Genomic DNA, 22,286 nt, shown 5'->3' on the forward strand with positions numbered 1-22,286 from the left:
CGCCTGCCGCACCCGCCGCACCCGCCGCACCCGCCGCGCCGGTCACGCCGGGACCTCGCGGTCGCGCAGGCCCTTCGGATCCAGCACCTCGCGCATGATCCGCAGCTCCTCGGCGGTCGGGAGGCGCGTCTCGGGCACCTCGTCCGGGATCGAGAGCTCGAACCCGGTCGCCGCCACCACATCGTCCACGCGGACGCCCGGGTGGACGGTCCGCAGCCGCATCCGCCGGTCCGGCGTCGCGAAGTCGAGCACGCACAGGTTCGTGACCACGGCGCGGATCTCGTGCGCGCCGCGATCCCAGCCGACGCCGCTGACGAAGTCGACCTTCTCGGTGAACACGCGCGCCGAGTGCCTCGGCACCCAGTAGCTCGTCGGGTTCAGCCGCGTGTTCCCGGGCCCGCCGCGCGACCCGAGCAGCTGCCGCGACGGCCTCGCCCAGTCGCCGATCGCGGAGATGTTCATGTTGCCGAACGGGTCGATCTGGCTCGGGCCCATCACCACGTGCCGCCGCCCGTTCAGCACGAGCCACAGGTGGTCGCGGAACGTCAGCCAGCCCTCGACCTCCGTCGCAGGCGACCCGAGCGGCGTCGGCGCGGCCGACAGCACCGGGCCGCCGTCCGTGGTCAGAAGGTCCGGCTCGAACGTCGCGCGGGCCAGCCGCGAACCCAGCATCGGGACGAACCCGGCGACCGCGGCCGCCACGATCTCGCCGTCCCCCCGGAACAGCTCGGCGCACGCGACCGCGCACACCTCGGCGCGCGAAGCGTCCGTCACGGTCGGGGTCATCGCGAAGACTCCTCTCGGAAGGCGCGCACCGCGTCCTGGTAGGCGGCCTCGTCACCGGACAGGAACCGTTTCTCGAACGCCGCCCACTCCGCCGGATCGGCGGCGGCCTTGGCGTACAGCCTCTGGAACGCCTCGTCGCGCCCGTGGTCGGGTTCGCACGCCGTGAAGTGCGCGCCGTTCGGCGTCTCCACGACCCCCGCGACATGCGCCCGGCTGATCAGCAGCGACTGGAGCGGGCCCTCCTTCAGCAGGTCGGACGTGTCGACGAGGCGCTCGCAGGACACGTACGCCGTCCCGGCCGCCTTCGCGAACAGGTCGTCCATGTACGGGTCGGGCCCGAGGTACTGGGCGTTCCCGCGCGCGTCGGCCCGGTTCATGTGCACCAGCGCGACGTCCATCGTCAGCGCCGGGACCGCGACCAGCTCGTCGTCCCCGTACGGCGACCGGACGGTCCGCAGCGACGGGTTCACGCGCATGACGTCCGAGCCGAGCCCGGCCCGCGTCGGCAGGAACGGCAGCCCGTGCGCCGCCGCGTACAGGCCGAACATGAACATGCCCTCGTCGTACTCGGTCAGCTCGATCGCGCCGTCCTGCCGGGCCGCGCGGAAGTGCGGCTCGAGCGGGATCGTGTCGAGCGTGACGAACGCCGTGACCAGCCGCCGGACCTTCCCCGCCGCGCACAGCAGTCCCACGTCCGGCCCGCCGTAGGACACCACGGTCAGGTCGCGCAGGGGCGAGCGGCAGATCGCGCGCACCAGGGCCATGGGCTTGCGCCGCGACCCCCAGCCGCCGATCCCGACCGTCATGCCGTCCGACAGCGACCCGACGACGTCGTCCACCGTCATCACTTTGCTCGTTGTGTTGCCGGAGGCCATCACCGCGCTCCCTTCTCCACGAACGCGTCGCGTGCCCGGTCGCCCGCGCCGACGAGGTTCAGTTCGAACGTGAAGCCCTGCTCGTACCGGTACGACCGCTTCACGTCGACCGGATCGATGCCGTTCAGGGACTCCTTCGCCCGGCGGATGACGTACCGGTCCTTCGCCGCGATGTTCTCGGCGACCTCCATCGCCTTGCCGCGCAGCTCGTCCGGCGGCACGACCTCCAGCACCGAACCGTGCCGGTGCAGCTCGCCCGCGGTCACGTTCCGGCACGTGTAGACCATGGCCCGCATGAGGTGCTGCGGGACGAGCCGCGCCAGGTGCGTCGCCGCGCCGAGCGCGCCCCGGTCGACCTCCGGCAAGCCGAAGTAGGCGTCGTCGGACGCCACGACGATGTCGGCGTTGCCCGCCAGCCCGATCCCGCCGCCCAGGCAGTACCCGTGGACGGCCGCCACGACCGGGACCTCGCAGTCGTAGACGGCCGCGAACGCCGCGAAGCAGCCCCGGTTCGCCCCCACCAGCGCGGTGTGGCCGTCCGTCCGCTGCATCTCCTTGATGTCGACGCCGGCGTTGAAGCCGCGGCCGTCGGCGCGCAGCACCACCGCTCCGACGGCCGGGTCGCGTCCGGCCGCGAGCAGCGCGTCCGCCAGCTCGTGCCAGCCCGCCACCGTCAGCGCGTTCACCGGCGGCGCGGCGACGACGACCTCCGCTACCCCGGACTCGTGGGTCGTGGTGGAGACTCCCATGCGCTACCTTTCCACCAAACATTTGTTAGAACTGACCGTAGAGGCCACCACGGGGAGGACGCAATGGCACCGCACTCCGATCACCCCCGTCCGGACCGCCCCGGGCCGGACCGCCCCCGGCTCGACCTCACCGGCCGCACGGCCGTCGTCACCGGAGGCGTCCGGGGCGTCGGCCTCGGCATCACCCGCGCCTTCCTGGCCGCGGGCGCCGACGTCGTCGCCGTCGCCCGCCACGAACCGGACGACCTGCCCGAAGTGGACGGCCGCCGCGCCCGGTTCGCCGCCCTGGACGTCCGCGACCCGGACGCCGCGGAAGCCTTCGCAGGCGGCCTCGACCGCGTCGACGTCCTGGTCAACAACGCGGGCGGCACCCCGTTCGGGCCCCTCGCGGACGGCGACGTCCGCCGCCACATCAAGATCATCGAACTGAACCTGATCTCGGCCCTGGTGATGTCCCGGGCCGTCCGCCCCCGCATGACCGCGGGGGGCTCGATCATCATGATCGGCAGCGTCAGCGGCGTCCGGCCCTCACCCGGCACCGCCGCCTACGGCGCCGCCAAGGCGGGCCTCGCCAGCCTCGCGACCAGCCTCGCCGTCGAGTGGGCCCCCGAGATCCGCGTCAACACCGTCACCCTCGGCATGGTCCGCACCGAGAGCTCCCACCTGCACTACGGCGGCGAGGACGGGATCGCCGCCGTCGCCGGGACCGTCCCGCTCGGCCGCCTCGCCGACCCCGCCGAGGTCGGAGCGGCCTGCGTGTTCCTCGCCTCGCCGCTCGCGGGCTACGTCAGCGGGTCGTCCCTGCTCCTGCACGGCGGGGGAGAGCGCCCCGCGTTCCTCGACGCCGCCACCGTGAACCGCGACTGAGGAGTACCGATGATCTGCAAGGACCGCGTCGTCATCGTCACCGGCGCCGGGCGCGGGCTCGGCCGCGCGCACGCCCTGGAGTTCGCCCGGCAGGGCGCCAAGGTCGTCGTCAACGACCTCGGCGTCGCCCGCGACGGCACCGGCGACGCCGCCTCCGGCCCCGCCGAGGACGTCGTCGCCGAGATCGCCGGGCTCGGCGGCGAGGCCGTCGCCAGCCCCCACGACATCGCCACCGAGGACGGCGCGAAGGCCCTGGTCGCCCTCGCCGTCGAGACCTTCGGCGGCCTGGACGTCCTGGTCAACAACGCGGGCTTCCTCCGCGACCGCATGCTGGTCAACCTCTCCGAGGACGAGTGGGACGCCGTCGTCCGCGTCCACCTGAAGGGCCACTTCCTCCCGCTCAAGCACGCGGGCCTCCACTGGCGCGCACAGAGCAAGGCGGGGAACCCCGTCGACGCCCGCGTGATCAACACCTCGTCGGGCGCGGGCCTGCTCGGCAGCGTCGGCCAGGGCAACTACTCGGCGGCCAAGGCGGGCATCGTCGGCCTCACCCTCGTCGCCTCCGCCGAACTCGCCCGCTACGGCGTGACCGTCAACGCCATCGCCCCCGCCGCCCGCACCCGCATGACCGAGGACGTCTTCGCCCAGACCATGGCCCGGCCCGCCGACGGCGACTTCGACGCCATGGCCCCCGAGAACGTCTCCCCCCTCGTCGTCTGGCTCGGCTCCACCGAGTCCCGCGCCGTCACGGGCCGCGTCTTCGAGACCGAGGGCGGCCGCATCTGCGTCATGGACGCCTTCCGCCACGGCCCGTCCATCGACCAGGGCTCCCGCTGGAACCCGTCCGAGATCGGCGAGGCCGTCACCGTCCTGCTGGCCCAGGCCCCCACCCCCGAACCCGTCTACGGCGCCTCCTAGATCATCGGGACGGGCGGTAGTAGGCGATGTAGTGGCCGACCTTGGCGCAGTAGGCGCGGTACTTGGCGGGCGGGCCCTTCGCGTCCGCGACGCGCTTGGCGGACGTGCGGTAGGCCGCCGCGAGGTTCAGCGCCGGGTCGCCGGGCACCTTCGCGAGGTCCTTGCCCCAGTAGCAGAGGAAGCGGCCCATCGCGGGGATGGACAGGTCCGGGGTGATGTCCGCCGGACGCGGCTCGGGGTTGTTCCAGCCGCCCGGCTGCCAGACGGTCAGCACGTGCGGCGTCCAGCGCGCGATGCCGTACTCGTCCTTCGCCGGATCGGACAGGTTCGGGTCGAAGTCGCTCTCCACCTTGAGCATCGCCGCGATGAGCGCCGGGCTGAGGCCCTTCAGCCGGCACCACGTCCCCGCCTGGACGATCAGCCCCCGGTACCGGGCCGGGACGTCCCGGTCGGCGCGGAGCCGACGGGAGTCCGGCCCCGGGACGCGACCACCGGTCCGGTCGCTCCCGCCGTCCACCGCCAGGAGCGTGCCGCTCCCGGCGGCCGTGGCCAGGACGAGGATGGAGGCGGCCAGCAGGATCCGGCGCCGCCGCCAGGTCAGGCGGACGCGACCGGACACCGGCGGCGGACCGGTGCCGATCTCGCCGCCCGTCCCGGAAAGGGCCTCGCCGAACGCGGCCGCGGACGGCCAGCGCCGCTCCCGGTCACGCGCCAGGGCGCGCAGGACCACCGCGTCCACCGAGGCCGGGACGCCCGGACGCAGCGCCCCGGGCGGCGGCGGATCCTCTCCCGGTGGATCGCCCGTCAGCAGGTGGTAGGTGAGCGCGCCGAGGCCGAAGACGTCCGCGCGGTGGTCCGGCGCGCCGTCGATCACGGCCTGCTCGGGCGCCATGTAGCCGGGCGACCCGGCGGGCAGCGTGAGGCTCGACAGCCGGTCCCCGGTCCGGGCGATGCCGAGATCGGAGATCATCACCCGGTCGCCGGTGCCCGGCCCCGAGCGCAGCAGGACGTTCGAGGGCTTGACGTCCCGGTGCACGATGCCCGCCGCGTGCAGGTCGCCCAGGCCGAGCGCGACCTCGCGGGCGAGCCGCAGCGCCTCGTCCAGCGGCAGCGGCCCGGCCGCGAGCCGGTCCTCGACCGTGCCCCGGTCGGCGTGCGTCATCACGAAGTAGGGGCGGCCGTCCGGCAGCTCCCCGACGTCGAACACCTGGACGAGCCGGTGCGAGTCCACGCGGCGCAGCAGCCGCGCCTCCTGGACGAACCGCTCCCGCACGTCCTCCCGGCGGGCCCAGTGCTCGGCCAGGATCTTGATCGCCACCGGGGCGTGCAGTTCGGCGTCGTGGCCGAGCCACACCAGGGCGAACGCGCCGGAGCCGAGAAGCCGGTCGATCCGGTACCGACCGGCCGACGCCGGGGTCTCCATGACCCCTCATGATGGGTGATCCCCGCACCGCGCGGCGGGGTCTCGGCGATGATGGCGGGTATCGGGTCCTACGTCCCCGCCCGGAATGCGGCGACCTGCGTGGACGTTGCATCTGCTCGGGCGGGAAAATGATTCGCCGACGGGGGCCGGGACGGTTACGGTGCCCCCGGTCCGTATTCTTCTTGATTGGTTATGAGGACGACGCCTGTGAGTTCGCCGCTCGCCGATTTGCGCGCGCGCCTGCCCGAGCTGATGCCGCGCGACCGGCAGCGGCTCCGCCGCCGGATCGAGGGCACGATCAAGATGCGGGACGCCGAGCGGCGCGACCGCGTGGCCGCCGAGATCGCCGCCGAGGTCGAGGCCGCCGCCGGACGGGTGGAGCGCCGCCGCGCCGCCGTCCCGGCGGTCACCTACCCCGCCGAGCTGCCGGTCTCACAGAAGAAGGACGACATCGCCGCCGCGATCCGCGACCACCAGGTCGTGATCGTCGCGGGCGAGACCGGGTCCGGCAAGACCACCCAGCTCCCCAAGATCTGCCTGGAGCTCGGCCGGGGCGTCCTCGGCTCGATCGGCCACACCCAGCCGCGCCGGCTCGCGGCCCGCACCGTCGCCGACCGCATCGCCGAGGAGCTCGGCACCGAGCTGGGCGAGGCCGTCGGCTACAAGATCAGGTTCACCGACCGGTCGAGCGACGGCACGCTGGTCAAGCTCATGACCGACGGCATCCTGCTCGCCGAGATCCAGACCGACCGGCTGCTCCGCCAGTACGACACGCTGATCATCGACGAGGCGCACGAGCGCAGCCTCAACATCGACTTCCTGCTCGGCTACATCAGGGAGATCCTGCCCCGGCGGCCCGACCTCAAGGTGATCATCACCTCGGCGACCATCGACCCCGAGCGGTTCTCCCGGCACTTCGGCGACGCCCCGATCGTGGAGGTCTCCGGCCGCACCTACCCCGTCGAGGTCCGCTACCGGCCCGTCACCGACCCCGAGGACCCGTCCGCCGACCCCGACCGCGACCAGATCCAGGCGATCGTGGACGCCGTCGACGAGCTGGAGCGCGAGGCCCCCGGCGACGTCCTGGTGTTCCTGTCCGGCGAGCGGGAGATCCGCGACACCGCCGACGCGCTCACCAAGCACCTGGCGAACAAGCGCGGCCACCACGAGGTCCTCCCGCTGTACGCGCGGCTGTCGTCCGCCGAGCAGCACCGGGTGTTCCAGGCCCACCGCGGACGCCGCGTCGTCCTGTCGACGAACGTGGCCGAGACGTCCCTGACCGTCCCCGGCATCAAGTACGTCGTGGACCCCGGCACCGCCCGCATCTCCCGCTACAGCCACCGCCTGAAGGTGCAGCGGCTGCCGATCGAACCGGTGTCGCAGGCGTCCGCGAACCAGCGCAAGGGCCGCTGCGGACGTGTGTCCGAGGGCATCTGCATCCGGCTCTACTCGGAGGAGGACTTCGAGTCCCGTCCCGAGTTCACCGACCCGGAGATCCTGCGCACCAACCTGGCGTCGGTCATCCTGCAGATGACCGCGCTCGGCCTCGGCGACATCGCCGCGTTCCCGTTCGTGGAGCCCCCGGACCGCCGCAACGTCAAGGCCGGCGTCGACCTGCTGCACGAGCTCGGCGCCATCGACCCGGACGAGAAGGACCCGAAGAAGCGCCTCACCCCCCTCGGCCGCAGCCTCGCCCAGCTGCCCGTGGACCCGCGGCTCGGCCGCATGGTCCTGGAGGCCGACAAGAACGGCTGCGTCCGCGAGGTGCTGATCATCGCCGCGGCCCTGTCGATCCAGGACCCGCGCGAGCGTCCCGCCGAGCACCAGCAGGCCGCCGACGAGAAGCACCGCCGGTTCGCCGACCCGACGTCGGACTTCCTCGCCTACCTGAACCTGTGGAACCACCTGCGGGAACAGCAGAAGGAACTGTCGGGCAGCGCGTTCCGCCGCACCTGCAAGAACGACTTCCTGCACTTCCTGCGCATCCGCGAATGGCAGGACCTGCACACCCAGCTCAAGCAGGTCGCCAAGTCCCTCGGCGTCACCCTGAACACCGTGGACGCCGCCCCCGAGCGCATCCACCTCTCCCTCCTCGCCGGTCTCCTCTCCCACATCGGGCTCCAGGACATCGACAAGAAGGAGGAGGGCGGGCCGCGCCGCCGCGCCCAGCAGGAGTACCTCGGCGCCCGCAACGCCAAGTTCGCGATTTTCCCCGGATCGTCGCTGTTCAAGAAGCCGCCGCGCTGGGTCATGTCGGCCGAGCTCGTCGAGACGTCCCGGCTGTGGGCGCGCGTCAACGCCAGGATCGAACCCGAGTGGATCGAGCCGCTCGCCGGGCACCTGGTCAAACGGCAGTACAGCGAGCCGCACTGGTCGAAGAAGCAGGCGGCCGTCATGGCGTACGAGAAGGTCACCCTGTACGGGGTCCCGATCGTCGCGCAGCGGAACGTCAACTACGGGAGCATCGACCCGGAGCTGTCGCGCGAGCTGTTCATCCGGCACGCCCTGGTCGAGGGCGACTGGGAGACCCACCACAAGTTCTTCCACGAGAACCGCGCGCTGCTCGAGGAGGTCGAGGAGCTGGAGCACCGCGCCCGCCGCCGCGACATCCTCGTGGACGACGAGACGCTGTTCGACTTCTACGACGAGCGCGTCCCCGAGGACATCGTCTCCGGACGGCACTTCGACACCTGGTGGAAGAAGGCCCGCCACTCCGAGCCCGACCGGCTGAGCTTCGAGAAGTCGATGCTCATCAACCAGACCGCCGACGCGGTCACCGAGGCCGACTACCCCGACCACTGGCAGCAGGGCCCGCTGCGGCTCAAGCTGACCTACCAGTTCGAGCCCGGCACCGACGCCGACGGCGTGACCGTCCACGTGCCGGTGCAGATCCTCAACCAGGTCAAGCCGGACGGTTTCGACTGGCAGGTCCCGGGCCTGCGCGGTGAGCTGGTCACCGAGCTGATCCGCTCACTGCCCAAGCAGCTGCGGGTCAACTTCGTCCCGGCGCCCGACTTCGCCCGGCGCGTCCTCGAACGCGTCTCGCCGCGCACCGAACCGCTCCTGGACGCCCTGGAGCGCGAGCTCACGGAGATGACGTCCGTCCCGGTCGCCCGCGAGGCGTGGGACCTGTCGCGCCTGCCCGCCCACCTGCGCATGACGTTCCGCGTCGTGGACGAGCGCCGCCGCGCCCTCGACGAGTCCACCGACCTCGACGCCCTCAAACGCAAGCTCGCGGGCGAGGTCCGCGGGACGCTGTCGAAGGCCGCGTCCAAGGAGGGCGTCGAGAAGGACGGCCTCACCACCTGGACGATCGGCGAACTGCCCCGCATCTACGAGCGCAGGCAGGCCGGATACGAGGTCAAGGCGTTCCCCGCGCTCACCGACGAGGGCGAGAGCACGGCCGTCCGGATGTACGAGACCGAGGCCGAGCAGCGCCGCGCCATGTGGAACGGCACACGGCGCATGATCCTGCTGAACGCGCCGTCCCCGGCGAAGCAGATCCAGGGACGCCTCGGCAACCAGGCGAAACTCGCCCTCAGCCACAACCCGCACGGCTCGGTGCCCAAGCTGTTCGACGACTGCGTCTCCGCCGCCGTCGACAAGCTCATGGCGGACGCCGGGGGACCGGCCTGGGACGAGGCGGGCTACCAGCGCCTCTTCGATGCCGTCCGCGCCGACCTGTACGACGCGACCGCGGTGATCGTGGGCCAGGTCGAGCGGATCCTCGCCACCGCGCACCAGCTCGACCGGAGCCTGCGCGGCAGCACCAGCCTCACCCTCGTCCACGCGCTCACCGAGATCCGCGACCACCTGGCCGCGCTGGTCGGGCCGGGCTTCGTGACGGCGACGGGCGCGCAGCGCCTGCCCGACCTGCTCCGCTACCTCAAGGCCATGCAGACACGGGTGGAGAAGCTGCCCGAGAACCCCGGCCGCGACCGCATGCTCGCCGCCCAGGTGCAGTCACTCCAGCAGGAGTACGACAACCTGCTGCGCCGCCTCCCGCCCGGCCGCCGCGAGGACGACGCCGTCACGCAGATCCGCTGGATGCTGGAGGAGTACCGCGTGAGCCTGTTCGCCCAGCAACTCGGCACCCGCTTCCCGGTCTCCGACAAACGCATCCGCAAGGCCATGGCCCAGATCCAGCCCTGACCCCGACGCACGCGGGGCGCGGCAGGAGGACCGCCGAACCGGTCGCAGACACCGCCGCCCCCCAATGCACGCGGGCGCGGCAGGAGGAGCCGCCGCGCCCGCCAACCTCCCACATCCTTCACCCGCACGCGCTCGTTCTTCGCGCGCCCTGTGCCCGCCTCCGCGCGGTCTTCGCGCGTGGCCGTGGCGTCAGGACGTGAGGTCGCGGCGGCGGAAGGCCCAGAGGCCCGCGCCGACGAGGGCCGCCGCGATCGCCAGCATCCAGAGCAGGGGAGTGGCCGACCAGGTCGTCCCCGGCAGCTTCGGGGTGTGCGCGAACGGCGAGAGGTTCATGGCCCACTGCGGCAGCCTCAGCAGCGGCCCCATCTCGCCGATCAGCAGGAACACCACCAGCACCGCCCAGCCGAGCGAGGTGAACCGGGGCACCAGCCCGTAGCCGAGGACGACCACGCCGACCACGACCCAGGCCGCCGGGATCTGCACCAGAGCCGCCCCGGCCAGCCGTCCGAGCTGCGCGCCGTCCCCGCTCTGCATCGCGTAGACCGCACCGCTGGTCAGGCCCGTGAGCAGCAGCATGACGGCCCCGCCGAGCAGCGCGATCAGCACCGGCCCGGCGGCCCAGCGCCACCGGCTCACCGCGGTCGCGAGGACCGGCTCGGCGCGCTGGCCGGTCTCCTCCGCCCGCAGCCGCCCGATCGCCTGCACGCCGAACGCGGCCGCGAAGATCGACGCGAACACCATGTCGGTCGCGAGGAACGCGTCGGTGATGCCCTTCTCCCCGCCGAGCTTGGTGATGAAGTCGTGCGCCTGCTGGCTGCCGACCATGTTCCCGACGTTGGACGCGATGCCGCCGAGCGCCGCGCCCAGCACGACGAACGCGATCGTCCAGCCGAGCACGGACCCGCGTTGCAGCCGCCACCACAGCGAGACCGCGCCGCGCAGCCCCGGGGCCGCGCGCGCCGGGCCCTCCCGGTCGGGGAGGATGCCCGCGCCCAGGTCGCGCCGCGACACCAGCGAGTACGCCACGACCGTCGTGACCCCCGCGAACGCGACCATGATGAGGAGCACCCACCAGCGGTTCCCCGCGTACGGGCGGAACTGCTGGCCCCAGCCGATCGGCGACAGCCACGACAGCCAGCGGGGACCGCCGCTGCCGGACGCGTCGCCGAGCGCCCGGATCAGGTAGAACGCGCCGAGCGCCGCGAACGAGTAGCCGGTCGCGGTGCGCGCGTGCGCGGTGAGCTGCGCGACCACCGCGGCGATCGCGCCGAACACCACTCCGACCCCGCCCCACGCCAGCCCGGCGGCGGCCGAACCCGCGACGGGCAGGCCCGCGATCGTCAGGCCGAGCGCGCACAGCACCGCGAGCGTCAGGTTCGTCGACAGCATGACCGTCAGCGCCGAGGTCAGCGGCGCGCGGCGGCCCACGGCGGTCGCGCCGACCAGCTCCTGCCGCCCGCTCTCCTCGTCGGCGCGGGTGTGCCGGACGACGAGCACGATCGACAGCGCGGCGGCGGCGATCGCGCCGAGCACGTTGAGCTTCAGCATCGACACCGCGCCGAGCGACGTCGGGTCGTAGACGCGCCCGTACAGCGCGACCAGCGCCGGGGTGCTGTTGGTGTTGGAGGCCAGCTGCGCCCGGGACGCGACGTCCGGGTAGAGCCCCTTGGTGGACGACACCGTCGACGCCGCCATGATGACGATCAGGTAGATCCAGACGGGCAGCATGATCCGGTCGCGGCGGAGCGCGAGCCGGGTCAGCGCTCCGGTCCCGGCGAGGGCGGTCATCGCGATCCCGCCTCCGCGCCGCCTCCGCCGGGGGAGCCCGGGGAGCCTCCCTGCCCGTTCTCGCGCAGGTCGTCCTGGTAATGGCGGAGGAACAGCTCCTCCAGGGTCGGCGGCTGGCTGACGAGGCCGCGCACGCCGATCTCGGTGAGCCGGCGCAGGACGCCGTCGAGCCGCGCGGTGTCGACCTCGCACTTGAACGTGCCGTCCTTGACCTCGGGGTCGTGGACGCCGGGCAGGTTCTCCAGGCCGTCCGGGGGACCGGCGAGCTCGGCGCGGATCGAGGTGCGGGTGAGGTGCCGCAGCTCGCTGAGCGTGCCCGTCTCGACGGTGCGGCCCTTGCGGATGATGGTGACGCGGTCGCAGAGCGCCTCGACCTCGCTGAGGATGTGGCTGGACAGCAGGACGGTGCGCCCGCCGCCCCGCTCCGCGCGCACGTACTCCTGGAAGACCTCCTCCATCAGGGGGTCGAGACCGGAGGTCGGCTCGTCCAGGATCAGCAGCTCGGCGTCGGAGGCCAGCGCCGCGACGAGGGCGACCTTCTGCCGGTTGCCCTTGGAGTACGCGCGGCCCTTCTTCTTCGGGTCGAGCTCGAAGCGCTCGAGCAGCTCGTCGCGGCGGCGCGGGTCGAGACCGCCGCGCAGCCGCCCGAGCAGGTCGATCACCTCCCCTCCGGAGAGGTTCGGCCACAGGGTCACGTCGCCCGGGACGTAGGCCAGCCTGCGGTGCAGTGTCGTCGCGTCGCGCCACGGATCGCCGCCGAGCAGCCGGGCGATCCCGGCGTCGGAGCGCAGCAGGCCGAGCAGGACGCGGATGGTCGTGGACTTGCCCGCCCCGTTCGGGCCGAGGAAACCGTGGACCTCGCCCGGTCGCACGGTCAGGTCGAGCCCGTCGAGGGCGCGCGTCCGGCCGAAGGTCTTCACCAGGCCGGAGACGGAGATGGCCTCGTTCATGCTTCACAACCTACACGACGTTCACGAATTCATGAAGATAATGAATACGGTAAACTGACGTGTCGTGGCGGCGGTGGCTACCGACCGTCCGAGTGAGCCAGGATGAGCCAGAGTGGGCCCGAATGAGGGAGTTGATGCCGGGTGGCCGACGAGCGGGCGCCGGAGGGGACGCGTGACGGGCGTGACGAGGAGGCGGTGCACCGCTTCGTGGAGAGGTTCGCCTCGTCCCTCGCCGACTCGGGGTGGCCGCGCATGGCCGCGCGCATCTTCGTCGCGCTGCTGGCCACCGACTCGGGGGCGCTCACCGCGGCGGAGCTGAGCGAGGAGCTGAGGATCAGCCCGGCGGCGGTGTCGGGCGCGGTGCGCTACCTGATCCATCTCGACCTGGTCACCCGCGAACGCGAGCCCGGCACCCGCCGCGACCTGTACCGCGTGGGGAACGAGGCGTGGCAGGAGGCGCTCAGCCGCCGCGACACGGCCCTCGCCAAGTGGACGGCGGGTCTGCTGGAGGGCTCCGACCTGCTCGGCTCCGCGACCCCCGCAGGAGAACGCCTGGCCGAGGCGGCCGAGTTCTTCGACTTCATCCGGAGCGATCTCGAACTGATCCTGGAACGCTGGGAGGCGCACCGCGAGAGCCTGCGCGCCGACGGGCAGTGGCCGCCCACCAACGGCGACGACCGCCGCCCGGACGGCCCGAGAAACCGCGCCGGCGGCCGACCCTCCCGCTGACCGAACGGCCGAGCGGAAGCGGTTCGGGGCGACCGGGAAACGCTCACTTGGTGAGTGCCGCTGTCCATCAAAGGTCGACAAGGCGGCGTTGTCACTTCGTGCGGCGTTGCGGTGCACGGCGTGGTCACGGCGCGGTCACCTGCGGTGATCGTTCGAGCGTGGTGGTTCCCACACGTCCCGCCAGTCTCTGCGGACACTTCGCGAAGTGCGTAAAGTTCATCCCATGCCTAACAGTGACGAGCGCGACAACTCGGGTGTTCCGGAGCGGGAGGTCTCCGGCGACGCCGTGGCCCGGACCTCCGGGAGCGGCGAGGTCGCACGGATGGGAGAGCCCGTCACGGTCTGGCCGTGCGCCAGCTGCGGGCGTCCCGTGCCGCAGCCGGTCGGTGCCGTCCGCGCCATCCGCTACTGCCAGGACAACGACGGCGCCTGCGTGCGCGAGGGGCACGAGCGGCGCGAGCGCGGCCGGGACGCCCCCGGCCTCACCGGCCAGGTCGCGGCCACCTGGGAGATGGTCGAGCGGCTCGAGCAGGCCGCCGACGCGCTGGCCGGGTCGCTGGCCGCCGAACTGAGCGTCGCCGGCGTGGAACGCCGCATCGCCGAGGTCCGCGCCGAGGCCGCGCGCGAGCTGTCGGTCGCGCAGAGCGAGCGGGACGCCTCGCAGCGACGCGCCGACGAGGCCCGCAGCGAGGCCGGCAACGCGCGGCAGCGCGCCGACGCCGCCGACAAGGACGCCACCCGCGCCCGCGAGGACGCCAAGAAGGCCACCGCCAAGCGGGACGCCGCCCAGAAGGCGTGGGAGGAGGCGCACGAGATCGCCCAGCAGGCGGTCACGGCCAAGCTCGCCGCCGAGAGCGAGCGCGACCGGATCGCCGCGCGCGAGACCGAGCTGCTCGCCGCGCTCGAGAGCACCCGCGCCGACCTCGTCGCCCAGCACGCGAAGGTCGCCGAGGCGGAGGGCGCCGCCGAGAAGCAGCGCGTCGAGGCCGTCGTCGCCAAGCAGGGCGCCGAGGACCTGCGCGCCTCGATGCGCGACACCGAGGCGCAGCGCCAGCGCGCGATGCAGTCCGCGAGCAAGGCCGAGGCCGAGCGCACCGCCGCGCAGCGCGCGCAGTCGGAGTCCGAGGCCGAGAACGTCCGCGCCAAGGCCCTCGCCGAGGACGCGGTGAAGGAGCGGGACGCCGCGCGCGAGCAGGCGTCCCAGGCGATCGCCGAACGCGACGACCTGCTCGGCAAGCTGAACGAGCACGCGCTCCAGATCCGGCAGCTGTCGCAGTCGGTCGCCGAGCAGCAGGCCGCGCTCTCCGCGCTCGCCGAGGAGCGCGACGCCGCCCGTGCCGAGGCCGACCGCGCGCGCCGCCAGATCGACCAGTTCACGCACAACACGCTGTCGTCGAACCTGCCCGCCGGCCGCCTGCCCGGTGCCCCCTCGCCGAACACGACGGGCGCCCCCGGGATGGCGCCGGACCTCCAGGGCTACCCGGACGGCGCCCCTCCCGTTCCGCCGCAGAACGGAGGCATGCCGGGCTCGCCGTCCACGACCGGGCACGGCGTCCCGTTCGCGCCGCCCGAGCCGTCCAGCGGCTACCCGCTCCCCGATCCGTCGAACGGCTACCCGCCCGGCGACCCGTCCCACGTCTATCCGCCCGGTGAGTCCGGGCGGGGTTACCCGACCGCCGACCCGAAGAGCGGTTACCCGTCGGCGGAGGGCGCGTCCGCGGCGCCGCTGGCGGCTCCGGTGCCCGGCCCGGTCGGCATCCCGTCCTCGATCACGGGCGGCACGCCGTACGTGGGCGGCGGTGTCAACGGCAACGGAGGCAACGGCAACGGGGCGAACGGCAACGGGATGAACGGGAACGGGATGAACGGCCACCGCCGAGGCCCCGACGACCCCGAGGACCCGCTCTTCCAGGGGCCGTGACCTGATCCGCCCGTCGCAGGGCGGCATGACGAACGAGACCGGTGGCGGGTGCGTTGCGCACCCGCCACCGGTCGTTGGTTTCGTTACAGATAGCGGACGATCAGGACGACCGCCAGCAGCGTGCACGCGAGGATCCAAATGCTGTTCCCGCGTTCCCTGCTCGCGGTGGCGCGCAGGGTGGTCACCCGCCGCCGGCTCTGCCTGACGTCGAACATCGCGCGTCGTGCGCGCTCCCAGCTCATCCCCATGTAGACGGCGAGGGCCGCCACGGCGAGGACGAGGACGGCGTTTTCGGTCATCTGGTCCGACCTCCGTTGGCCGCAGATGCTCAGATTCAATGCGATTGTCGCCGTCCCGAACCGTGCCGCGCGACACATTTCCAGCGATCCGTCGGGCGGACATGTCGTCCGACTCCGGATCATGGGTGTCGCCTGGGAGGATTCCCCTATCCGCGGAAGCGCGCGGGGTCGACCTCGATCCAGATCTGCTCGGCCTGCCCGAGGAGGCGGCCGTCCGCGCCGTAGACCGCGCTGCCCGCGAACATCTTGCGGCCGTCCCGGCGGCGTGCGGCGCCGACGGCGACGCACGGCTCGCCGGCCTCGGGCAGCGCGTGCACGCGCGCGGTCATGGTCCCGAGGACCGCCGGACGGCTGCCCGCCGGGTCGAACGCCCAGCCGCCGGGGCAGTCGAGCGCGGCCCACATGAGGGCGGACGTCGGGGCGTCCCACGGCGTCCAGGGGCAGGCGACGGTGCCGTCCACGCCGTCCACCGGGCCGGGCGCGAGGCGCATGCCGTCGCCGGGCGCGCGGTCGGGACCGCACACGAAGCAGCCGGGGAAGGGGTGGTCGCCGCCCGCGTTGAACTTCTCGGCGGCGCGCGCGGCGACGTCCGGCGCGACGGCCGGGACGGCGCCGGTGGAGAACGTGTCCGCGCGGGCCTCGGCGACCAGGCGGTCACCGTCCCAGAGCGTCAGGTGGCCGCGGGCGCCGTCCTCGTCGGCGACGCGCAGCGGGGTCTCCAGCGGCGGCGGCAGGCGCAGCGCGACCCGCACCGCCTCGGGGGCGGCCTGAGGGGACACCCCGGAGGCCAGAAGACCGGCGACATAACCGCCGTTGCCCGAGTTGTCCGGACCGTGGAACCGTGCCTCCACCAGCATGTGGGAACCCCCGCGCGAGAGATCTGTTGGAACGGTCGAATCCTAGCGGGGCTCACCAAAAGGCCCGGATTCGGTCAAAAGTCGGTGAAAGTTCGAAAGGGGAGCGAGAGGGAGGGCGGGGAGGAGGGGGCGTCAGATCGCGCGGGACGGTTGCGGACGCCCCGGACGCGTGGAGAAGAACACCGACAGCGACCCGTTCAGCCGCGCCCGCACGGTCTCCTCGTCCACGGGGCCGTCCTCGGGGACCGGACGGGTCTCCAGCGCCCGCTCGATCAGCAGCTCGATGTTGCGGTCGGCGACGAGCACCGAGCAGGTGTCGCAGGCGAACCAGGGGTACAGCATGTTCAGCACCGCGACGGCGGTGTCGTCGTCGGACAGGTGCGTGGTGTCGAGCTCGACCTCGAACATGTCGGTCGCCTCGGGGTCCAGGGTGGGGTAGTACAGCCAGCTGGGGTCTGCGGCGGCGCAGAAGTCGCAGGTCGGGTCGGCCGCGGCGGGGGTTCCGACGGCCAGCTCGAGCGCGTGGTCCCAGGGCTCCACGCGGCGGTTGTGCCGGTAGCCCACGGTGTCGAGCGCGCCTTCGCGGTTGTGGGTGACGTCATGCACCTCGCCGCCGCACCGGGCGCACATGAAGCCGATGTCCTCCATGCCCTTCCCCCTGATCGCTGGCACCGATCTCACAGTATCCGGAAGGAGGGCGCCCGCGTACCCGCCCCGCACGATTCGATCTTGCCCGGATTCGGCCCCGTTGCCCGGGGGCCGGGGGCCCGTCCGATACCGTGGTTCCCCGGTGCCGCCCGCGCCCCGGCGATCCCGGCAGGGCCCCCGTCCCGCACGCCGCTCACGTGCCGCGTCCGTCCCGGCCCCGTGCCCTCCACCCCTGTGGCAGACCGCGTACGCGCACGCGCCGCCGAGCCCGATTCCGGAGGTCATCCGTGCCCCTCAGCCCCGTCGTGGACGGCGTCGTCCTGAACGCCGACAAGATCGAACTCGTCCGTTCCGGCCGGACCCTGCTCGACCGGGTCTCGATGACCGTCCTCACCGGCGAGCACTGGGCGCTGATCGGCCCGAACGGCGCGGGGAAGAGCACCCTGCTCGGCATCCTCGGCGCCTACACCCACCCCACCCGCGGCACCGCCGAGATCCTCGGGCACCGGCTCGGCCGCGTGAACGTGCACGACCTGCGGACGCTTATAGGGCAGGTCAACCCCAGGCATCCTCTGGAATCGGCGCGGACCGTCAGGGAGATCGTCCTGACCGGCGCGACCGGCACCATCGAACTCGTCCCGCGCTGGACGCCCTCGGACGCCGAACTGTCCCGCGCGGACGAGCTGATCGCGCTCATGGGCCTCACGCCCCGCGCCGAGGCCCGCTGGCCGAACCTGTCCCAGGGGGAGCGCGGCCGGGCGCTGATCGCCCGCGCGCTGATGCCGAACCCGCCGCTGCTGCTGCTGGACGAACCCGCCACCGGCCTCGACCTCGCCGCCCGCGAACGCCTCCTCGCCGCCATCGACGTCCTGCGCGAGAACCGCCCGGACCTCACGACCGTCCTGGTCACGCATCATCTGGAGGAGCTGCCGACCTCCACCAGCCACGCCATGCTGCTGCGCGACGGCGCGGTGCTGGCGTCCGGCCCGGCGGACGAGGTGCTCACGACCGAGCTGGTCAGCGCCTGCTTCGACCATCCCGTCGCGGTCACGCGGGCGAACGGCCGCTGGGCCGCCACCGCGGGCGGCCGCTGACGCCCGCTGACGGCCGCTGACGGCCCGGCTCCGGCCCGCCGCTCAGGTATCGGCGCGGACGCGGTGCTCCCCGAGCCGGGCGAGCACCGCCTGGTTCGCCTCCCAGCCGTCCGGGAACCTCACCGGGACGCCGAGCCGCACCGGCTCCGCCGACGGATGCGCGTCCAGCAGCTCCGGGATGCCCGCGCGCGCCACGACCAGGCACGCGTGCCGGTGCCGGGACGCCAGCACGCACAACCGCCCCGACTCCAGGTGGAACGCGGTCGCGTCGCGCCGTCCGGACAGGGGATGCAGCACCACCGTCACGTCGTACTCGCGGCCCTGCAACCGGTTGGCGGTGTCGACGGTGACCTCGCCCGCGTACGGTCCGAGCGCGAGGCGGATCGCGGCGACCTGGTCGCGGTGCGCCGCTCCGATCGCGATCCGGTCCGCCCCGACCGGCGCCTCGCCGCGTTCGGAGTGCGCGACGGGCCCGCGCTGCAGCATCCGCACGGCCAGCGCCGCCGTTGCCCGGACGGCCTCGGAGTCGGTCCGCAGCGTGTGCCGCGCGGGCAGCTCGTACAGGGACCATCCGGTCGCCGCGGCCTCCTCGACGGCGCGGTCGTGGGACGTTCCCATCCCGCCCGTGCCCAGCTCGAGCCGCCGGTCTCCCGGACCGGTGCCCGACCGGAACCCCGTGAACGGGTAGAACGCCTGCGAGACCACCGGCGCCGCCGACGCCGGAAGCCGCCACGACACCGGAAGCCGGTGCACCGGGAGCTCCGGATTGTGCGCGAGCAGCACGGACACGGCGCTGCGCATCGGGTCCCACGACAGTCCCGCCCAGCGCTCGACCTCGACCGTCGAGAACGGGTCGAGCTGGCCCGGGTCGCCCACGAACAGCGCCCGCTCGAACCGGCCCGCGATGCGCAGCAGCATGTCCGAGCGCATCTGGTACGCCTCGTCCACGATCGCCCACGGCCACGACCCGTCGGTCAGCGTCGCCCACTTCGCGGCCGTCGCGATCACGATCGTCCGGTCGGCGATGTCGTCGGCCTTCAGCGCGACCCGCACCGACGCGTGCGCCGTCACCCGATCGGACGCCAGGTACCCGGCCGCCGACAGTCGCCCGATCGTCAGGTCCGGATGGTCGGTGGCGATGCGGTCGATCAGGTCGTCGACCTGCTCGTTCGTCTGCGCCACGATCATCAGCCGCTCGCCCGCGCGGGCCAGGTGCGCGGCGGCCCGGACGACCAGCGTCGACTTGCCCGCGCCGGGCGGCGAGTCCACCACGACGCCGCGGTGGTCCCTCGCCAGATCGGCCAGGACGGCCTCGACGACCCGGTTCGCCTCCGCGGCCGGACTCGCCTCGGCGCCTGGGCCCGCCTGCGAGGCGGGGCTCGTCGGCCGCGTTCCGGCGCTCACGACCACACCTCCGTCGCGTCCTCGTCGGCCGGCTCGTACTCGGCGGGCGGGCCGCCGTGCGTCCACGGGGTGTCCTCGCGCTCGGGGAACTTCGACGCCCCCCACGAGTCGGCCGTCCGGGACGTGAACACGACCCGCTGCCCCGGCTCCGGCACCACGCCGGGCTCCGCCGTGAGCTTGCGCCCCATCCCGCCGGTCAGCTCCAGCAGGACGTCCTGGCCGTCGATCTCCACGACCTTCCCCTTGAGCCCCGGGCGGGCCGCGTTCACGACCGTCGCGCCCTCGTCCAGGCGCACCGGGTCCTCCGTGCGGATCCGCACGTACGGACGCAGCTTCGGCCGCTTGCCCGACTCGTCCAGCCGTTCCGGTTCGGTCTCGGTGACCACGCCGCCGAACGCCTGGCCCGCGAGCCGCTGCTCGGCCATCACCAGGGGATCGTCGAACGCGCGCTGCGCCTCGTACGACTCCTGCGAACGCTCCAGATCGTGCAGGCGGCGCGCCGCGCGGACCGCGTCGTCCAGCTTCGCCTGCGGCGGGCTCTCCGCGAACTCGCGATGGAAGTAGGTGAACGAGTCGCGGTCCCGCTCCCAGCGCTTCGGCACGCTCGCGCCCTCCGGCAGGGCACGCAGCATGTCCAGTGCACGCCAGGCCAGGTCCCAGGTCGGGACGAGCTGGGACGCGACGGCGGCGCGGATCCGCTCCTCGGCGCGCGGCTCGCCGCCGCTCTCGTCGAACGCGGCGATCGCCGGGGCGAGCACCTCGTTGTCGAACGTCGGGTCGGTCGCCGGGCCGGCGGGCGGGCACAGCACCGGATCCTCGGCGCGCGCGGCGGCGGACGGCCCGTCCAGGCCCTCGGGCGGGTCGATCCAGCCCATCAGCGCGGCGAGGTTGCCGTCCTCCAGCGAACTCTGCCCGGTCGCCCAGTGCAGCCGCAGCGTCTCGGTCAGCGCCAGCAGCAGTGACGACCCCGGACGGTCGTTCCGGTCGGCGAACCAGGTCAGCCACCGGCCCAGCATCGGGACGGCCGGATCGACCGCCCACGGCCCCTCGACGCTCCGGAACCGCGTGGACCGTCCCAGCAGCCGCAGGAACCCCACTCCGCCCCGGTTCGGCACGATGATCTGCGGCGCCCGCTCGTACCGGACCCGCTCCTCGCCGTCCTTGGACGGTTCGAGCGTCTCGGTCGCGCCGCGCTCCGCCTCGACGTGCTCGACGACGGCCTTGGCCAGCTCCGCCGCGTACCCGAACCGCAGGTCGCGGTTGCGCGGCTGCGGGACGACCATCAGCGTCGGCTCGTTCCGGTCGGTGCCGAGCATCGTCGCCAGCGGCGCCGCCGCCTCGCCCGCGAGCTTCAGCGGGATCATCACCAGCGGCGTCTCGCTGAGGTGGCAGTGCCGGACGGTCGCGACCGGCTCCGCCCGCCCGGACGCGATGGCCTCCAGCTGGGCGAGCGCGGTGAGCGTGCTCACGCCGTCCGCTCCAGGACGCCCGCGCCGCGCGCCGGGACGCCGGCCGGCGCCGGCAACGCCTCCTGCACGGGAGGCGCGGGCGCCGGAGCCGAGGCCAGCGCCTCCCGCCGCAGCCGGGCGGCGACCCGCAACTGCTCGGCCGTCTCGGCCATGTCCTCGGACGGCTCCCGGACGCCCCGCGCGAGGTCGAGCGCCGTCACGACGCTGTCCACCCCGCCGAGCTCGTCCCGGACGGACCGTCCCAGCGTCCCCGTCGCCCCGCACGCGCGCGCCTCGTCCCGGCAGAACAGCGCCATCTCGCAGCTCGACATGCACTCCGGCGCGTACCGGGCCTCCACGGCGCGGACCGTGTCGGACAGGCCCTCGTCGAGCGCGAACGTCAGCCCGTCCGGCATGTCCCGCGCGATGTCCTCGGCGCGGGTGAGCCGCGCGAGCTGCCGCCGCACCACCGCGAGCTGCGGCCGCACGTCCACGGGCGTGGCCGTCGGACGGTTCGAGAAGTTCTCCGGGCAGACCAGGAACACCTCGTGCGACACCCGCTCCGGATCGTGCCCGAGGCCCGCGACCAGCTCGCGCAGCGCCAGCACGTACACCGCCGACTGCCGTGCCGCCGCGGCGACCTGCTCCGGCTCGGCCTGCCCGTCCACCACCGCGAAGGACTTGACCTCCACGACGTGGAACCGGCCGCCGAGCTGGAACGCGATCACGTCCGGTTCCAGGTAGGCGCGCTGCCCGGCGATGTCGAGCCGCAGCAGCGGATGGTCGAACATCGTGCCCGCGCCCGACTCCAGGGCGCGCGCCATCAGGTGCCGGGTCCGGGTGTGCCGCACCTCGCGGCTCTCGGTGCCGACCGACTCCAGGTCGTCGTAGGCGACCTCGGGGATCTCCAGCCCGAGCCGGTCGCGCAGCAGCGCCAGCAGCTCGGCACAGCCGTCCGCCTTCACCTGCGCCTCGAACGCGTTCCCTCGCGTGATCGCGAACTGGGACTGCCCGAACGGCGCGCCGAACCCCAGGTGCCGCGCGACCGCGTCCTTGTCCACCGCGGCGGCGTCCATCACCCCGCGTCGCGCGCAGCCCGGGTTCGCGGTCAGCGCCGCTATCGTCCGGGCGTCGTGGTTGCGCGCGGTCTCGCCGCCGCGCAGGTGGGACAGGTCGGTCGCCGTGTGGTCGTCGTCTCTGCTCATCGCCGTCGCCGGTTCGTCGTGTCGTCGGGGCTCACGCCCGCGCCTGTGGTCCTGTCATGGTCGGTTCCGGCGCCCGCGCCGCCGCCGGTGCCGGTGCGGCGGGGCAGGACGCGCAGCCCGCCGCCGAACAGCAGCGCCGCGTCGTCCAGGACGTCGGCCGCGCGCCGGGCCGC

18 protein-coding genes are annotated in these 22,286 nt (G+C 73.4%); 6 read left to right on the plus strand and 12 right to left on the minus strand.

What is annotated here, in order from left to right:
* Window positions 1–42 precede the first annotated feature (42 nt).
* Genes EBO15_RS03835 through EBO15_RS03845 form a run of 3 tightly spaced genes read right to left on the minus strand, consistent with a single transcriptional unit; the run spans window position 43 to window position 2,410 of the window.
* Window positions 43–786 carry a CoA-transferase subunit beta gene (locus EBO15_RS03835; RefSeq protein ID WP_122192891.1) on the minus strand — a complete coding sequence of 248 codons (744 nt, stop codon included), beginning with the start codon at window positions 784–786 and terminating at the stop codon, window positions 43–45.
* The gene (locus EBO15_RS03840) at window positions 783–1,631 is read right to left on the minus strand and encodes a CoA transferase subunit A (RefSeq protein WP_199744310.1); all 849 of its coding nucleotides are present in this window, start codon (window positions 1,629–1,631) and stop codon (window positions 783–785) included. Before EBO15_RS03840 ends, EBO15_RS03835 begins: the two co-directional genes overlap by 4 nt.
* A 29-nt stretch (window positions 1,632–1,660) precedes the next feature.
* A complete protein-coding gene (locus tag EBO15_RS03845) occupies window positions 1,661–2,410 on the minus strand; it encodes an enoyl-CoA hydratase family protein (RefSeq protein WP_122192893.1) in 750 nt (249 codons plus the stop codon).
* Window positions 2,411–2,473: 63 nt separating this feature from the next.
* On the opposite strand from EBO15_RS03845, the gene EBO15_RS03850 reads away from it, so the two are divergent.
* On the plus strand, window positions 2,474–3,277 hold the full coding sequence (locus EBO15_RS03850) for an SDR family oxidoreductase (RefSeq protein ID WP_122192894.1): 804 nt from the start codon (window positions 2,474–2,476) through the stop codon (window positions 3,275–3,277).
* Window positions 3,278–3,286: 9 nt separating this feature from the next.
* Entirely contained in the window at window positions 3,287–4,195 is a 909-nt protein-coding gene (locus EBO15_RS03855) for an SDR family oxidoreductase (protein WP_122192895.1), read from the plus strand.
* A 1-nt stretch (window position 4,196) separates the two neighbouring features.
* Here the strand turns inward: EBO15_RS03855 and EBO15_RS03860 are convergent, their stop codons facing one another.
* Window positions 4,197–5,618, minus strand: a complete 1,422-nt coding sequence (locus tag EBO15_RS03860; RefSeq protein ID WP_122192896.1) for a serine/threonine-protein kinase — start codon at window positions 5,616–5,618, stop codon at window positions 4,197–4,199.
* A 192-nt stretch (window positions 5,619–5,810) separates the two neighbouring features.
* Between EBO15_RS03860 and hrpA the strand changes: the two genes are divergently transcribed.
* Window positions 5,811–9,770, plus strand: coding sequence for an ATP-dependent RNA helicase HrpA (gene hrpA, locus EBO15_RS03865; protein WP_122192897.1), 3,960 nt, complete (start codon window positions 5,811–5,813; stop codon window positions 9,768–9,770).
* Between the two features lie 189 nt (window positions 9,771–9,959).
* Here hrpA and EBO15_RS03870 read toward each other — a convergent pair whose 3' ends face one another.
* Together EBO15_RS03870 and EBO15_RS03875 are read right to left on the minus strand one after the other, a co-directional pair.
* Window positions 9,960–11,558: an ABC transporter permease gene (locus EBO15_RS03870; protein ID WP_122192898.1), complete on the minus strand. Its 1,599-nt coding sequence runs from the start codon at window positions 11,556–11,558 to the stop codon at window positions 9,960–9,962.
* Window positions 11,555–12,508, minus strand: coding sequence for an ABC transporter ATP-binding protein (locus EBO15_RS03875; RefSeq protein WP_122192899.1), 954 nt, complete (start codon window positions 12,506–12,508; stop codon window positions 11,555–11,557). Before EBO15_RS03875 ends, EBO15_RS03870 begins: the two co-directional genes overlap by 4 nt.
* A gap of 141 nt (window positions 12,509–12,649) precedes the next feature.
* On the opposite strand from EBO15_RS03875, the gene EBO15_RS03880 reads away from it, so the two are divergent.
* Together EBO15_RS03880 and EBO15_RS45740 are read left to right on the plus strand one after the other, a co-directional pair.
* Window positions 12,650–13,237, plus strand: a complete 588-nt coding sequence (locus tag EBO15_RS03880) for a GbsR/MarR family transcriptional regulator (RefSeq protein ID WP_122192900.1) — start codon at window positions 12,650–12,652, stop codon at window positions 13,235–13,237.
* 223 nt (window positions 13,238–13,460) lie between these two features.
* Complete coding sequence (locus EBO15_RS45740; protein ID WP_233615912.1) at window positions 13,461–15,158, plus strand: coiled-coil domain-containing protein; 1,698 nt, start codon at window positions 13,461–13,463, stop codon at window positions 15,156–15,158.
* A gap of 83 nt (window positions 15,159–15,241) precedes the next feature.
* Here EBO15_RS45740 and EBO15_RS03890 read toward each other — a convergent pair whose 3' ends face one another.
* The 3 genes from EBO15_RS03890 to EBO15_RS03900 form a co-directional block, all read right to left on the minus strand.
* Window positions 15,242–15,457, minus strand: coding sequence for a hypothetical protein (locus EBO15_RS03890; RefSeq protein ID WP_122192901.1), 216 nt, complete (start codon window positions 15,455–15,457; stop codon window positions 15,242–15,244).
* Between the two features lie 146 nt (window positions 15,458–15,603).
* Complete coding sequence (locus tag EBO15_RS03895; protein WP_122192902.1) at window positions 15,604–16,314, minus strand: thioesterase family protein; 711 nt, start codon at window positions 16,312–16,314, stop codon at window positions 15,604–15,606.
* Between the two features lie 132 nt (window positions 16,315–16,446).
* On the minus strand, window positions 16,447–16,986 hold the full coding sequence (locus tag EBO15_RS03900) for a hypothetical protein (RefSeq protein WP_233615914.1): 540 nt from the start codon (window positions 16,984–16,986) through the stop codon (window positions 16,447–16,449).
* A 263-nt stretch (window positions 16,987–17,249) separates the two neighbouring features.
* On the opposite strand from EBO15_RS03900, the gene EBO15_RS03905 reads away from it, so the two are divergent.
* Window positions 17,250–18,056, plus strand: coding sequence for an ABC transporter ATP-binding protein (locus tag EBO15_RS03905; protein ID WP_122192904.1), 807 nt, complete (start codon window positions 17,250–17,252; stop codon window positions 18,054–18,056).
* A 42-nt stretch (window positions 18,057–18,098) separates the two neighbouring features.
* On the opposite strand, the gene EBO15_RS03910 is transcribed toward EBO15_RS03905, so the two are convergent.
* The 3 genes from EBO15_RS03910 to EBO15_RS03920 are packed head-to-tail and all read right to left on the minus strand — an operon-like array spanning window position 18,099 to window position 22,113.
* On the minus strand, window positions 18,099–19,460 hold the full coding sequence (locus EBO15_RS03910; RefSeq protein ID WP_122192915.1) for an AAA family ATPase: 1,362 nt from the start codon (window positions 19,458–19,460) through the stop codon (window positions 18,099–18,101).
* The gene (locus EBO15_RS03915; RefSeq protein WP_122192905.1) at window positions 19,457–20,929 is read right to left on the minus strand and encodes a hypothetical protein; all 1,473 of its coding nucleotides are present in this window, start codon (window positions 20,927–20,929) and stop codon (window positions 19,457–19,459) included. The genes EBO15_RS03910 and EBO15_RS03915 overlap by 4 nt, the downstream gene beginning before the upstream one ends.
* Window positions 20,926–22,113, minus strand: coding sequence for a hypothetical protein (locus EBO15_RS03920; RefSeq protein ID WP_233615915.1), 1,188 nt, complete (start codon window positions 22,111–22,113; stop codon window positions 20,926–20,928). The genes EBO15_RS03915 and EBO15_RS03920 overlap by 4 nt, the downstream gene beginning before the upstream one ends.
* Window positions 22,114–22,286: the final 173 nt, after the last annotated feature.

This window comes from Actinomadura harenae (genome assembly GCF_003696215.1).
Lineage (GTDB): Bacteria > Actinomycetota > Actinomycetes > Streptosporangiales > Streptosporangiaceae > Spirillospora > Spirillospora harenae.